12 protein-coding genes are annotated in these 12,829 nt (G+C 71.5%); 8 read left to right on the forward strand and 4 right to left on the reverse strand.

Annotated features, from left to right (window positions below):
- Nucleotides 1–168: 168 nt before the first annotated feature.
- From OO52_RS10940 to OO52_RS10975, 8 genes are all read left to right on the forward strand, one after another.
- Nucleotides 169–1,257 (forward strand): branched-chain amino acid aminotransferase, encoded by a 1,089-nt coding sequence (locus tag OO52_RS10940; RefSeq protein ID WP_030649277.1) that lies wholly within the window; start codon nt 169–171, stop codon nt 1,255–1,257.
- Between the two features lie 234 nt (nt 1,258–1,491).
- Nucleotides 1,492–2,214, forward strand: a complete 723-nt coding sequence (gene ureA / locus OO52_RS10945) for an urease subunit gamma (RefSeq protein WP_030649275.1) — start codon at nt 1,492–1,494, stop codon at nt 2,212–2,214.
- Nucleotides 2,211–3,953 carry an urease subunit alpha gene (locus tag OO52_RS10950; RefSeq protein ID WP_030649272.1) on the forward strand — a complete coding sequence of 581 codons (1,743 nt, stop codon included), beginning with the start codon at nt 2,211–2,213 and terminating at the stop codon, nt 3,951–3,953. Before ureA ends, OO52_RS10950 begins: the two co-directional genes overlap by 4 nt.
- An 11-nt stretch (nt 3,954–3,964) precedes the next feature.
- Complete coding sequence (locus OO52_RS10955; RefSeq protein ID WP_030649270.1) at nt 3,965–5,005, forward strand: agmatine deiminase family protein; 1,041 nt, start codon at nt 3,965–3,967, stop codon at nt 5,003–5,005.
- Between the two features lie 18 nt (nt 5,006–5,023).
- A complete protein-coding gene (locus OO52_RS10960) occupies nt 5,024–5,629 on the forward strand; it encodes a TetR/AcrR family transcriptional regulator (RefSeq protein ID WP_030649268.1) in 606 nt (201 codons plus the stop codon).
- Between the two features lie 67 nt (nt 5,630–5,696).
- Nucleotides 5,697–6,998, forward strand: coding sequence for an MFS transporter (locus tag OO52_RS10965; protein WP_030649266.1), 1,302 nt, complete (start codon nt 5,697–5,699; stop codon nt 6,996–6,998).
- Between the two features lie 284 nt (nt 6,999–7,282).
- A complete protein-coding gene (gene cimA / locus OO52_RS10970) occupies nt 7,283–8,893 on the forward strand; it encodes a citramalate synthase (RefSeq protein WP_030649264.1) in 1,611 nt (536 codons plus the stop codon).
- 13 nt (nt 8,894–8,906) lie between these two features.
- Nucleotides 8,907–9,332 (forward strand): VOC family protein, encoded by a 426-nt coding sequence (locus OO52_RS10975; protein ID WP_030649261.1) that lies wholly within the window; start codon nt 8,907–8,909, stop codon nt 9,330–9,332.
- A gap of 25 nt (nt 9,333–9,357) precedes the next feature.
- Here OO52_RS10975 and OO52_RS10980 read toward each other — a convergent pair whose 3' ends face one another.
- From OO52_RS10980 to OO52_RS10995, 4 genes are all read right to left on the reverse strand, one after another.
- Nucleotides 9,358–9,960, reverse strand: coding sequence for a GOLPH3/VPS74 family protein (locus OO52_RS10980; RefSeq protein WP_030649258.1), 603 nt, complete (start codon nt 9,958–9,960; stop codon nt 9,358–9,360).
- A 22-nt stretch (nt 9,961–9,982) separates the two neighbouring features.
- On the reverse strand, nt 9,983–10,273 hold the full coding sequence (locus OO52_RS10985; RefSeq protein WP_030649255.1) for a muconolactone Delta-isomerase family protein: 291 nt from the start codon (nt 10,271–10,273) through the stop codon (nt 9,983–9,985).
- A 75-nt stretch (nt 10,274–10,348) separates the two neighbouring features.
- Nucleotides 10,349–10,837 (reverse strand): hypothetical protein, encoded by a 489-nt coding sequence (locus OO52_RS10990; protein WP_199819954.1) that lies wholly within the window; start codon nt 10,835–10,837, stop codon nt 10,349–10,351.
- Nucleotides 10,838–10,853: 16 nt separating this feature from the next.
- Nucleotides 10,854–12,719 (reverse strand): ricin-type beta-trefoil lectin domain protein, encoded by a 1,866-nt coding sequence (locus OO52_RS10995; protein ID WP_030649249.1) that lies wholly within the window; start codon nt 12,717–12,719, stop codon nt 10,854–10,856.
- Between the last annotated feature and the right edge of the window lie 110 nt (nt 12,720–12,829).

A 12,829-nucleotide genomic window follows, 5' to 3' on the forward strand; every position in this document is an offset into this window, starting at 1 on the left:
TCACCATCAACCCTTGGGCCGCTTCACCCCGATTCCGTCCACTACCGCCGCCCGCGCGATAATCGAACGCGGAGCCGCGATATGAGGGAATGCTCGGACGTCCTAGCACGACCGGGAGCACAGGCGTGAGCGCGGCCCGTCACTACAACCGGTGAAGGACAACCACTCATGACGACGCCCACGATCGAGCTCAAGCCCTCCGCCAGCCCGCTCGCCGCCGCGGAACGCGAGGCGATCCTGGCCAACCCGGGGTTCGGCCGCCACTTCACCGACCACATGGTGACGATCAGGTGGACCGAGGGCCGCGGCTGGCACGACGCCCAGCTCGTTCCGTACGGGCCGATCTCCCTGGACCCGTCCACGCACGTCCTGCACTACGGCCAGGAGATCTTCGAGGGCCTGAAGGCCTACCGCCAGCCCGACGGCTCGGTCGCGCTGTTCCGTCCCGAGGCCAACGCCCGCCGCTTCCGCAACTCCGCCCGCCGCATGGCGATGGCCGAGCTGCCCGAGGAGCTGTTCATCGCCGCGCTGGACGCGCTGCTCACGCAGGACGCCGACTGGGTCCCGCCGCACGGCGGCGAGGCCTCCCTCTACCTGCGGCCGTTCATGTTCGCCACGGAGGCCGCGCTCGGCGTGCACCCGGCGAACGAGTACCTGTTCATGCTGATCGCCTCCCCGTCCGGCGCGTACTTCGCCGGCGGCGTGAAGCCGGTCACCATCTGGGTCTCCGAGGACCACGTCCGCGCCGTCCCGGGCGGCACCGGCGACGCCAAGACCGGCGGCAACTACGCCGCGTCCCTGCTGCCGCAGGCCGAGGCCGCCGCGCACGGCTGCGACCAGGTCGTCTACCTCGACGCGGTCACCCGCACCAAGGTCGAGGAGAGCGGCAGCATGAACGTCGCGTTCGTCTACGGCGACCGGATCGTCACCCCGTCGCTCACCGGCTCCATCCTGGAGGGCATCACCCGCGACTCCCTCCTCCAGGTCGCCCGTGACCTGGGCTACACGGCCGAGGAGGGTGTGGTCACCCTCCAGCAGTGGCGCGAGGACGCGGCGTCCGGTGCGCTGACCGAGGTCTTCGCGTGCGGCACCGCCGCCGTGGTCACGCCGATCGGTCACGTCAAGACCAAGACCGACCAGTGGTCCCACGGCGACGGCACGCCCGGGCCGGTCACCGGGCGGCTGCGCGAGGCGCTGCTCGGTATCCAGCGGGGCCTGACCGAGGACAAGCACGGCTGGATGCACCGGGTCGGCTGAGAGCGCGGCTCGAAGCGCCCCGGAGGGGTGTCGGGCGTCCGCGGGTCCAGTTCGGCTGGTCACGCGGTTCCCCGCACCCCTCCGGGGCGCTTCTTGTTGGCCGCCCTGCCGCGCGTCACCGTTAGAGCATTGCTCAAAATGAAAGGAGCTACCCATCCGGACAGTGCTTCTCTTTCACGGATTCCCTGTTTAGAGTGATGCTCTAACCTGGGGAAGCCAAGGAGGTGCCGGGTCGTGAGACTGACCCCCACGGAACGTGACCGGCTGCTGCTCTTCGGGGCCGCCGAGCTGGCCCGGGCCCGCCGTGCGCGCGGCCTGCGGCTGAACGTGCCCGAGGCCACCGCGCTGATCGCGGACACCGTCTGCGAGGCCGCCCGCGACGGCAAACGACTCGGCGAGGCCGTCGAGGCGGCCCGGTCGGTGCTCGGCCCCGAGGACGTCCTGCCGGGTGTCGCCGACGTCGTCACCGAGGTGATGGTCGAGGCCGTCTTCGACGACGGCTCCCGGCTCGCGGTCGTCTCCGACCCCATCGGCTGGGGGTCCCCCCGCGAAGCAGGGGGAGGCCTGGGCGCGGACGCCCCGGGCGCGCTGCTCCCCGGCCCCGGGCACGCGGACCCCGAGCCCGTCGTCCGGCTCCGCGTCACCAACACCGCGAGCGTGCCGGTCTCCGTCACCTCCCACTTCCACTTCTTCGAGGCCAACCCCCGCCTCGACTTCGACCGCGGGGCGGCCTACGGCATGCGACTGGCCGTACCCGCCGGATCCTCCGTCCGCTTCGGACCGGGGGAGAGCGCGGAGGTCGGGCTCGTGCCCATCGGCGGCGAGCGGATCGCGATCGGCTTCGCCGGACTGGTCGACGGTCCGCTGGACGCGCCCGGAGCGAAGGAGGAAGCCCTCCGCAGGGCCGCCGCCTGCGGCTACCTGGGAGCGGCACCGGAAGGAGGCGAGGAGCGATGAGCCGCTCGAAGGGACGCGAGGTGAGCCGGTCGATCCACGTCGACCCGCACGCCTACGCCGCCACCCACGGCCCCCGCGCCGGCGACCGCATCCGCCTCGGCGACTCCGGGCTCACCGTGCGCGTCGAGTCCGACTCCCAGAAGTACGGCGACGAGTTCCTGGCCGGCTTCGGCAAGACCGCCCGCGACGGGCTGCACCTGAAGGCCGCCGCCGTCCGGGACACCTGTGACGTCGTGATCAGCAACGTCGTCGTGATCGACGCGGTGCAGGGGATCAGGAAGGTGTCCATCGGCATCCGCGAGGGCCGCATCTGCGCCATCGGGCGGGCCGGCAACCCGGACACCCTGGACGGCGTGGACGTCGTCGTCGGCACCGGCACCTCGATCGTCTCCGGCGAGGGGCTGATCGCCACCGCCGGCGCTGTCGACACGCATGTGCACCTGCTGTCGCCGCGCATCATGGAGGCGTCCCTCGCCTCGGGCGTCACCACGATCATCGGGCAGGAGTTCGGCCCGGTGTGGGGCGTCGGCGTCAACTCGCCGTGGGCGCTGCGGCACGCCTTCAACGCCTTCGACGCCTGGCCGGTCAACATCGGCTTCCTGGGCCGGGGTTCGTCGTCCCACGGCGCGCCGCTCGTCGAAGCCCTCGCCGAGGGCGGGGCGAGCGGCTTCAAGGTGCACGAGGACATGGGCGCCCACACCCGCGCCCTGGACACCGCCCTGCGCGTCGCCGAGGAGCACGACGTCCAAGTCGCCCTGCACAGCGACGGGTTGAACGAGTGCCTGTCGGTCGAGGACACCCTGCGGGTGCTGGAGGGCCGCACGATCCACGCCTTCCACATCGAGGGCTGCGGCGGCGGACACGTGCCCAACGTGCTGAAGATGGCCGGCGTCCCGAACGTCATCGGCTCCTCCACCAACCCCACCCTGCCCTTCGGCCGGGACGCGGTAGCCGAGCACTACGGCATGATCGTCTCCGTCCACGACCTGAAGACCGACCTGCCCGGCGACGCGGCCATGGCCCGTGACCGCATCCGGGCCGGCACGATGGGCGCCGAGGACGTGCTGCACGACCTGGGCGCGATCGGCATCACCTCCTCCGACGCCCAGGGCATGGGCCGGGCCGGTGAGACGGTCCGCCGCACCTTCGCCATGGCCGGCAAGATGAAGGCCGAGCTGGGGCCCCTGCTTCCCCACGACGGGGAGGGCGGCGACCGCGAGGGCGACGACAACGCGCGCGTCCTGCGCTACATGGCCAAGCTGACCATCAACCCGGCCATCGCCCACGGGCTCGCCCACGAGGTCGGCTCGATCGAGGCCGGCAAGCTCGCCGACATCGTGCTGTGGCGCCCGGAGTACTTCGGGGCCAAGCCGCAGCTCGTCCTGAAGGCCGGCTTCCCGGCGTACGGCGTGGTCGGCGACCCGAACGCGGCCACCGACACCTGCGAACCCCTCGTCCTGGGCCCGCAGTTCGGGTCGTACGGCGCCACGGCCGCCGACCTCTCGGTGGCGTTCGTCGCCCGGGCCGCCGCCGACCAGGGCAACGACCGGATGCCGACCCGGCGCAGAAGGGTCGCCGTGCGCGGCACCCGGGGCATCGGACCCGCCGACCTGCGCCTGAACTCCCGTACCGGAGCGGTGGACGTCGACCGGCACACCGGCCTGGTCACCCTCGACGGCGAGCCGCTGCGCTCCGAACCGGCCGACTCCGTCTCCCTCAACCGCCTCTACTTCCTCTAAGGACCCGCGCCATGAGCACCCCCGCCGCCGACGGCTTCCACATGCCCGCCGAGTGGGCACCCCACGAGCGCACCTGGATGGCCTGGCCCAGCCCCAACCCCACCTTCGAGGACCCGGACGACCTGGCCGCCGCCCGGACCGCCTGGGCGGCGGTGGCCCGCGCCGTCCGCCGCTTCGAGCCGGTGACGGTCGTGTGCGGCCCCGGCCAGTCGGCGGACGCCCGGGCGCTGCTCGGCCCGGACGTCGACACCGTCGAGCGGGACCTGGACGACGCCTGGATGCGGGACATCGGCCCCACCTTCCTCACCGACGGCCGGGGCCGACTGGCCGCCGTGGACTGGACGTTCAACGGCTGGGGCGCCCAGGACTGGGCCCGCTGGGAGCACGACTCCAAGATCGGCGCGTACGTGTCCGACCTCGCGGGCGCCAGGACGTACGCCTCCGAGCTGGTCAACGAGGGCGGCGCGATCCACGTCGACGGCGAGGGGACCGTGCTGCTCACCGAGACCGTGCAGCTCGGGCCCGAGCGCAACCCGCACCGGACCAAGGAGGAGGTCGAGGCGGAGATCCACGCCCACCTCGGCACCAGCAAGGCGATATGGCTGCCGCGCGGCCTGACCGGCGACTACCCTCCCCACGGCTTCGGGACCCTCGGCCACGTCGACATCGTCGCCGCGTTCGCCCGGCCGGGTGTCGTGGTCGCCCACCACCAGCCGGACCCGGCGCACCCCGACCACGAGGTCACCAAGGAGGTCATCGGCCTGCTGAAGTCGGCGACCGACGCCCGGGGCCGCCGCCTGGAGGTCGTGGAGGTGCCCGCGCCGACCGCACTGGAGGCCGACGGCCACTGGGCCGACTACTCCTACATCAACCACTACCTCTGCAACGGCGGCGTGGTGCTGTGCGGCTTCGACGACCCGCGCGACGAGATCGCCGCCGGGATCTTCCGGCGCCTGTTCCCGGAGCGGACGGTGACGCTGGTGGACGCGCGTACGATCTTCGCGGGCGGGGGCGGAATCCACTGCATCACGCAACAGCAGCCGAAGGTCTGACACACACGGGAGCAGCAGATGACCGGTGCGGGCCGGGCGCGCAGGAACGCGCCGCCGCGCGAGGAGGTCCTCGCCGCCGCCATGGACATGATCGCCGAGCGCGGTCTGGAGAAGCTCACCATGGCGGCGCTGGGCCGCGAGGTCGGCATGAGCAGCGGCCACCTGCTGTACTACTTCCGCTCCAAGGACGAGCTGCTGCTCCAGGCTCTGGAGTGGAGCGAGGGCCGGCTGGGCGCGGAACGGGGCCGCCTGCTGGCCGGTCCGGGCACCGCGCGGGAACGTCTGTCCGCATACGTCGACCTGTACGTGCCCGACGGCCACCGCGACCCGCACTGGACGCTGTGGCTGGAGGTGTGGAACCGGTCGCAGAACGCCGACGACGACGCGCGCGCCCGGCAGGCGGCGATCGAGGGCGCGTGGCACAGGGACCTGGTCGCCCTGGTCGCCGAGGGGATCTCCAGGGGGGAGTTCCGTCCGGTGGACGCGGACCGCTTCGCGACGAGGCTGCGTGCGCTGTTGGACGGGTTCTCGATCCACGTCGCCATCGGACTGCGCGGCACCGATCGTGACCAAGTGCTGGCGCACGTGCGGGAGTTCGTCGAGGAAGCGCTGCCGGTCGCCTAGCCGCGGCGCCGTCGTGGCCGGTCGCGCGGAGGAATCCTTCAGTCCGCCACCGGGCAGGTAACGGCCCATGGGACGACAACACTGGAAGAAGATCTGGGTCGGCTCGGCGGGCAACATGGTCGAGTGGTTCGACTGGTTCGTGTACGCGAGCTTCGCCACCTACTTCGCCGGCGCGTTCTTCCCGAGCGGCAACCCCACCGCCCAGTTGATGAACACCGCCGGCATCTTCGCCGTCGGCTTCTTCATGCGCCCCGTCGGCGGCTGGCTGCTGGGCAGGGTCGGTGACCGCAAGGGCCGCAAGGCGGCGCTGACCCTGACCGTCACGCTCATGTCGGCCTCGGCGATCCTCATCGCCGTCGCCCCCACCTACGGGGTCGCCGGCTACGGCGGAGCCCTCGTGCTGCTCGTCGCCCGCCTGCTCCAGGGCCTGTCGGTGGGCGGCGAGTACGCGGCCAGCGCCACCTACCTGACCGAGGCATCGGACCCGAGGCGGCGCGGCTTCGCGTCCAGCTTCCAGTACGTGTCCATGACCGCCGGCCAGATCGTCGGCCTCGGCCTGCAGATCGTCCTCCAGCGCACCATGTCCGACGACGCCCTGCACAGCTACGGCTGGCGCATCCCGTTCGTCGTCGGCGCGCTCGGCGCGGCCGTCGTCTTCTATCTGCGCCGGAACATGCTGGAGACCGAGGTCTACGAGGAGGACACCTCACACGGCGAGGAGCGCGGCACCCTGCGCGCGCTGTGGCAGCACAGGCGGGAGGCGTTCCTGGTGATCGCCCTCACCATGGGCGGCACGGTGGCGTACTACACGTACACCACCTATCTGACCAAGTACCTGTCGAACTCGGCGGGGCTGTCCAAGGAGACCGCCACGCTCGTCTCGTTCACCGCGCTGATCGTCTTCGCCTGTCTCCAGCCGCTCGCGGGCGCCCTCTCCGACCGCATCGGACGCCGCCCGCTGCTGATCACCTTCGCCGTCGGATCCACCTTCCTCACGGTCCCGATCATGACGCTGCTGCGGCACGCGGACGGCTACTGGTCCGCCCTCGGCCTCGCCCTGCTCGCCCTGGTCGTGGTCACCGGCTACACCTCCATCAACGCCTGCGTGAAGGCCGAGCTGTTCCCGACCGGCATCCGCGCGCTCGGTGTCGCCCTGCCGTACGCCATCGCCAACGCCCTCTTCGGCGGCACCGCCGAGTACGTCGCCCTGTGGTTCAAGAAGGGCGGCGTCGAGTCCGGCTTCTACTGGTACGTGGCCGGCTGTGCCGCCGTGTCCCTCGTGGTGTACGTCACCATGCGGGAGACCAAGGACCTCGATCTGGCCCGGGTGAAGGCAGGCGAGGATTCCACGCTGACGCCCGCATCCTGAGACGGGCGGTGAGCCGGGGGCGGGGCTGTGCCAGACTGCCCCCGTGCTCTCGTTCGCCATGATTATTGGCAGCAGGCGCGCCGGTCCGCAGTGACCACCTCGTACGACCAGGTGCGGGTGGCCACCGTCGTCCTCGACCCGCGCGCAGACCTCTCGCACCCGCGAGGGGTTTTTTCGTTTTCCGGCCCACCTTCAGCCGGTGACGGAGCGCGAGGGAGCATGGAGGAACGGTGGAGCCGGTCATTCCGGTAAAGACCGAAGATTTCCCACAGGAGCCTTGAGACATGACCGAGACGGCAACCAGCGAGCTCGACGACTCGTTCCACGTCTTCGACACCACGCTGCGCGACGGCGCGCAGCGCGAGGGCATCAACCTCACCGTCGCGGACAAGCTCGCCATCGCCCGGCACCTGGACGACTTCGGCGTGGGCTTCATCGAGGGCGGCTGGCCCGGCGCGAACCCCCGCGACACGGAGTTCTTCGCCCGCGCGCAAGCGGAGATCGACTTCCGGCACGCCCAGCTCGTCGCCTTCGGCGCCACCCGCCGCGCCGGCACCACAGCCGCCGAGGACCCCCAGGTCAAGGCCCTGCTGAGCTCCGGCGCCCCGGTGATCACGCTGGTCGCCAAGTCGCACGACCGGCACGTGGAGCTGGCGCTGCGCACCACGCTGGACGAGAACCTGGAGATGGTCCGCGACACCGTGTCGTACCTGCGCGAGCAGGGCCGCCGGGTCTTCGTGGACTGCGAGCACTTCTTCGACGGCTACCGCGCCAACCCCGAGTACGCCAAGGCGGTCGTCCGCACCGCCTCGGAAGCCGGCGCCGACGTCGTCATCCTCTGCGACACCAACGGCGGCATGCTCCCCGCCCAGGTCCACGCGGTCGTCGCCACCGTCCTCGCCGACACCGGCGCCCGGCTCGGCATCCACGCCCAGGACGACACCGGCTGCGCGGTCGCCAACACCCTGGCCGCCGTCGACGCGGGCGCCACCCACGTGCAGTGCACGGCCAACGGCTACGGCGAGCGCGTCGGCAACGCCAACCTGTTCCCGGTCGTCGCCGCCCTGGAACTGAAGTACGGCAAGAAGGTGCTGCCCGAGGGCCGGCTGCGCGAGATGACCCGCATCTCCCACGCCATTGCCGAGGTCGTCAACCTGACGCCGTCGACCCACCAGCCGTACGTGGGAGTTTCGGCCTTCGCGCACAAGGCCGGCCTGCACGCCTCCGCCATCAAGGTCGACCCGGACCTGTACCAGCACATCGACCCAGAGCTGGTCGGCAACACCATGCGCATGCTCGTCTCCGACATGGCGGGCCGCGCCTCGGTCGAGCTGAAGGGCAAGGAGCTGGGCATCGACCTGAGCGGCGACCGCGAGCTGGTCGGCCGGGTGGTCGAGCGGGTGAAGGAGCGGGAGCTCGAGGGCTACACGTACGAGGCGGCGGACGCCTCGTTCGAGCTGCTGCTGCGCGCCGAGGCCGAGGGCAGGCCGCTGAAGTACTTCGAGGTCGAGTCCTGGCGGGCCATCGTGGAGGACCGGCCCGACGGCACCCACGCCAACGAGGCCACGGTCAAGCTGTGGGCCAAGAGCGAGCGGATCGTCGCCACCGCCGAGGGCAACGGCCCGGTGAACGCCCTGGACCGCGCCCTGCGCGTGGCGCTGGAGAAGATCTACCCGCAGCTCGCCAAGCTGGACCTGGTCGACTACAAGGTCCGCATCCTGGAGGGCAAGCACGGCACCCAGTCCACCACCCGCGTGCTGATCTCCACCTCGGACGGCTCCGGCGAGTGGGCCACGGTCGGCGTGGCCGAGAACGTCATCGCCGCCTCCTGGCAGGCCCTGGAGGACGCGTACACGTACGGCCTCCTCCGCGCGGGCGTTGAGCCGGCGGAGTAGCCACAGTGGAGGCATGACCTCAGAAACCCATGACGTGCTGTCCCGGGCCCGCGTCGCGACCCGGCTGCCCGCCCGGGACCTGGACCGGGCCCGCCGTTTCTACGCCGAGAAGCTCGGCCTGTACCCGGTGGACGAACGGCCCGGCGGGCTGCTGTACCGCTGCGCGGGCGTGGACTTCGTCGTGTTCCGCTCGACGGGGGCCTCGCCCGGCACCTTCACCCAGATGGCCTTCGAGGTGGACGACATCGAGGCGGCCGTCACCGAGCTGCGCCACCGGGGCGTCGAGTTCGAGGAGGTCGACGTTCCCGGCTTCGCCACCCGGGACGGCATCGCGGAGATCGAGGGCAACTATCCGAGCAAGGGCGCGCGGGCGGAGCGGGGCGCGTGGTTCCGCGACAGCGAGGGCAATCTGCTGGGCATCGGCCAGCTGATCCTGTGAGGCTCGCCGGCCGGTCCCGCAGCGCTCAGGGCGCCCGCCAGATGTTGTCGAAGGCGATGTTCTCGATGCGGCGCCGTTCGCGCACCGCCTCCAGCTCGGTGACCGCGTCGCCGACGGCCGCGAGGACGGTGATCACCGCCTCGTCGTCGAATTCGCCGGAGGCCGTCCGGCCGGGATCGATGCCCAGGGTGCCCGCGAGGCCGGTCAGCACCGGGTCGTGGGAGTCCCAGCGGTCGGTCGCGTGCCGCCGGGCGGCGGTGTCGGCGGGGGTGCCGGCCTCGCCCCGGCCCGGCCACCAGTGCCGGCGCTTCCCGGTGAGCTGCCCGTCGGCCTCCAGCACGTCACGGTAGGCCACGGCCAGCCCCTCCCCGCGCCGCCACAGCCAGTCCTCGACCGTCTCGTACGGCTCCTGCCGGACCAGCGCGGCCCCCGCCTCGTCCAGCAGCCGGTCACCCGTGGTCAGCACCGGCCCGGGCACGATGCGCTCGCCGTCCAGGGTGAGCGCCCGGACGCCGAGCAGGTCGATCAGCTCGGCCCCGGCGAGCGCCAGCGACAGATCGCCCTGCTCGACGGGGCGCTCGCCGGGGACGTCCAGGCTGACGAGGAAGAGGTCCTGCGGTGTCGTCATGGGGGCTCCAGGTCACCGGCCGTCAGCTACGGCCGGGGTCGTTCGGATGGGACTCCAGCGGGGTGACGGTGAGCTGCATCCAGGGGCGCAACGGCAGCGTGCCGAGCACCCGCTCGTGGAGCTGCGCCTCGTCGTCGGCCCGCCAGACGCCGATGCTGCGCAGCTCCCCGACCGGCCGCCACAGCCGCAGCAGGTGCCCCGTGGCAGCCAGTTCCCGGGCCCGGACGGCCTCGGCGGCCCGGCGCTCCGCGACCTCTTCCTCGGGGGTGCCGTCGGGCACCGAGGTGGTGATCTCGACCAGGAACTCGCGCATGATCCCGCTCCCTAGGTGGGTGGCCGGCCGGGGCCGGCCTCCTTCATCGTCCCCCAGCCACCGGGCGAGCGCCGCTCAGCACGAGCCGGCGGCGAGCCGCTCGAACGCGGCGAGGCTCATCGCCCGGTCGTCCGCCCAGACCTGGCCGGGCCTCAGCCGGGCGATCTGCTCGCCGGTGAACTCCACGACCCCGTTGTAGGAGTCGCCGCCGCCGTAGTGCCCGAACCGGAGGACGTACCCGTGCCGGGGCAGGAGGCGCTGGGTGCCCCGATGGCGGGCGTGCCATGCGGCGGGCGGGTCGAAGAGGGGGAAGTCGGCGTCACCGCGCAGGCCCTCCTCCTTCGCGTCCCACCCGGTGCTGACGGGCCCCTTCCCCGCGCCCCGGGCACGCCCGTCCAGGTGCGGACCGCGATAGCTGTCGTCACGGCACGGCCGGAACACCGCGTACGGCGTCCCGTCCGGCGCGGCCCGCACCCCCGCGAGCGGCAGGTCGACGGCGCCACAGCCGCTGAGCAGCAGCGTCCCGCCGACGATCCACGCCGCCACGGCCCCCGTTCGTCGCACGGTCCGTCTCACCGCCTCATCGCAGGGTCCACTTCTGGTTGGCGGCGCCGGTGCACGACCAGATCTGGACCCGGGCCCCGTTCGCCGACGAGTTGTCGGTGACGTCGAGGCACTTGTTCGCCGCCGTGTTCACCACATCACTCGTGGCGGCGTTGTACGACCACCGTTGGGCACCGGTTCCGTTGCAGTCGTACAACTGCACCTTGGCCCCGTCCGCCGTCGAACCGCCCGTCACGTCCAGGCACTTGCCGAGCGCCTGGATCGAGCCGTCGGCCTGGACGGTCCACTGCTGGGCCGCGCTGCCGTTGCAGTCGTAGAGCTGCACCGCCGTACCGTTGGCGCTCGAACCGCCCGTCACGTCCAGGCACTTGCCGGCGAGGCCGACGAAGGCTCCGGTCCTGGCGCCACCGCCGGACTGGGTGCCGGACCAGGTGAAGGTGGCCGAGGTCTTGCCGGGCAGCGAGTAAGTGGCGTGCTGGGAGCCCCAGTTGATGGTCACGGTCCTGGCCGACGACGAGTCGTTGTACGCGATCAGCGCCTTGCTGCCGTCCGGGTTGCGCCAGGCGACGTTCGGCACTGCGGTGGAGGTGGTGGACGCTATGCGCTGGGCGCCGGGACGGACGAACTTGGTCAGGTGGCCCATGTCGTAGTACTCGACGGTGTAGTCCACGGTCCCGCTCGCGCCGTCGCCGTTGTGCACGGTGATCAGGCCGGTGCAGGTGCCGCAGCCGCCGTTGTGCGGGCCCATGTTCTGGTCGACGGCCAGAGACCACTTGGTCACCGACTTCGCCCAGTTGCGGGTGTAGTCGATGATGTTGGACATGTCCTCGCGCTGCTGGTTGGCGATCCAGGTGCCACCGGAGTGCTCGGTGCCGAAGGCGTCCAACGCGGGGTACTGGTTGTGCACGGTGGTCTGCTTGGTGACGTCACCGCCGTAGCCGTGCCAGGCGATGCCGCCGAAGTTGGGGTGGCTGCGGACGGCCGGGTCGTCCACGGTCTGGGCCGCGTAGGAGTCGTAGACGTCCCAGTTCCAGTCGTGCGCCAGCACCTTGGTGGCGAGGCCCGCCGACTGGAGCCTCGGCAGCAGCTCGTTCTTGGTGAAGTAGGCGAGGCCGCTCGCGTTCCAGCTCATCGACGGGTAGCCGGAACAGCAGGTCGGCTCGTTCTGCGCGGTGACGTACGAGACGTCGATCCCCTGGTCCTTGTACGCCTGGAGGTACTTCACGAAGTAGGAGGCGTACGCCCCGTAGTCCTCGGCCTTCAGCCAGCCGCCGTTGAGCGAGCCGCTGTCCTTCATCCAGGCCGGCGCCGTCCACGGCGAGGCCATCACGGTCAGGGACGGGTTGAGCTGGAGCGCCTGCCGGGTCAGCGGGACGACGTCGGCCAGGTCGTGCGCGATGGAGAACTTCGCCAGGGACGGGTCGGTCTGGCCGGCCGGCACGTCGTCGTAGGTGTAGCCGTAGCGGGCGAGGTCCGAGGCGCCCATCGGGTTGCGCAGGAACGACAGGCCGATGCCGTCCGTCGGCGAGAACAGCTTGCGCATGGTCGCGTCCCGGGTCGACTGGGACAGCGCCCCGCTGCTGTTCATCAGCCAGGCGGCGGTGTCCGTGAAGGACGCGCCTCCGCCGGTGAACGTCTGGTAGCGGGTGTTCTCGTCCACGGTGATGTTCTCGCCGCTCCCGCCCGTCCCGGACTGGAACGCGAACGGCGTCTGCGGCTGGAGGCCGCGCACGACGTGCCGGCCGGCGGAGTCGTCGGTGGTGGTGAGCCAGGCGGTGACCTGCTCACCGGCCGCGTGCGCGGGGGGTACGGCCACACTGAGACCGGCTGCGGAGAGCAGTCCGGCGAGCAACAACCGGACTGTGCGGGGGGATCTCCTCATGGTGCGTCGCCCTTCCTCTCGGATCGGCAGAGCTGACGGGTCGTCTTGACGGGGGTGTGTGCCCCTAGTTAACTCACGGCGTGAGCTAAGCCCTGAGTGAACCACGAGAG

Source organism: Streptomyces flaveolus (assembly GCF_000716535.1).
Classification (GTDB): domain Bacteria; phylum Actinomycetota; class Actinomycetes; order Streptomycetales; family Streptomycetaceae; genus Streptomyces; species Streptomyces flaveolus_A.

Bases quoted from the DNA above. Each gene is read 5' to 3' on its own strand.
- OO52_RS10940 (WP_030649277.1), top strand. From the start codon at position 169: ATGACGACGCCCACGATCGAGCTCAAGCCCTCCGCCAGCCCGCTCGCC.
- OO52_RS10955 (WP_030649270.1), top strand. From the start codon at position 3,965: ATGAGCACCCCCGCCGCCGACGGCTTCCACATGCCCGCCGAGTGGGCA.
- OO52_RS10975 (WP_030649261.1), top strand. From the start codon at position 8,907: ATGACCTCAGAAACCCATGACGTGCTGTCCCGGGCCCGCGTCGCGACC.
- OO52_RS10995 (WP_030649249.1), bottom strand. From the start codon at position 12,719: ATGAGGAGATCCCCCCGCACAGTCCGGTTGTTGCTCGCCGGACTGCTC.
- OO52_RS10950 (WP_030649272.1), top strand. From the start codon at position 2,211: ATGAGCCGCTCGAAGGGACGCGAGGTGAGCCGGTCGATCCACGTCGAC.
- OO52_RS10960 (WP_030649268.1), top strand. From the start codon at position 5,024: ATGACCGGTGCGGGCCGGGCGCGCAGGAACGCGCCGCCGCGCGAGGAG.
- OO52_RS10965 (WP_030649266.1), top strand. From the start codon at position 5,697: ATGGGACGACAACACTGGAAGAAGATCTGGGTCGGCTCGGCGGGCAAC.
- cimA (WP_030649264.1), top strand. From the start codon at position 7,283: ATGACCGAGACGGCAACCAGCGAGCTCGACGACTCGTTCCACGTCTTC.
- OO52_RS10980 (WP_030649258.1), bottom strand. From the start codon at position 9,960: ATGACGACACCGCAGGACCTCTTCCTCGTCAGCCTGGACGTCCCCGGC.
- OO52_RS10985 (WP_030649255.1), bottom strand. From the start codon at position 10,273: ATGCGCGAGTTCCTGGTCGAGATCACCACCTCGGTGCCCGACGGCACC.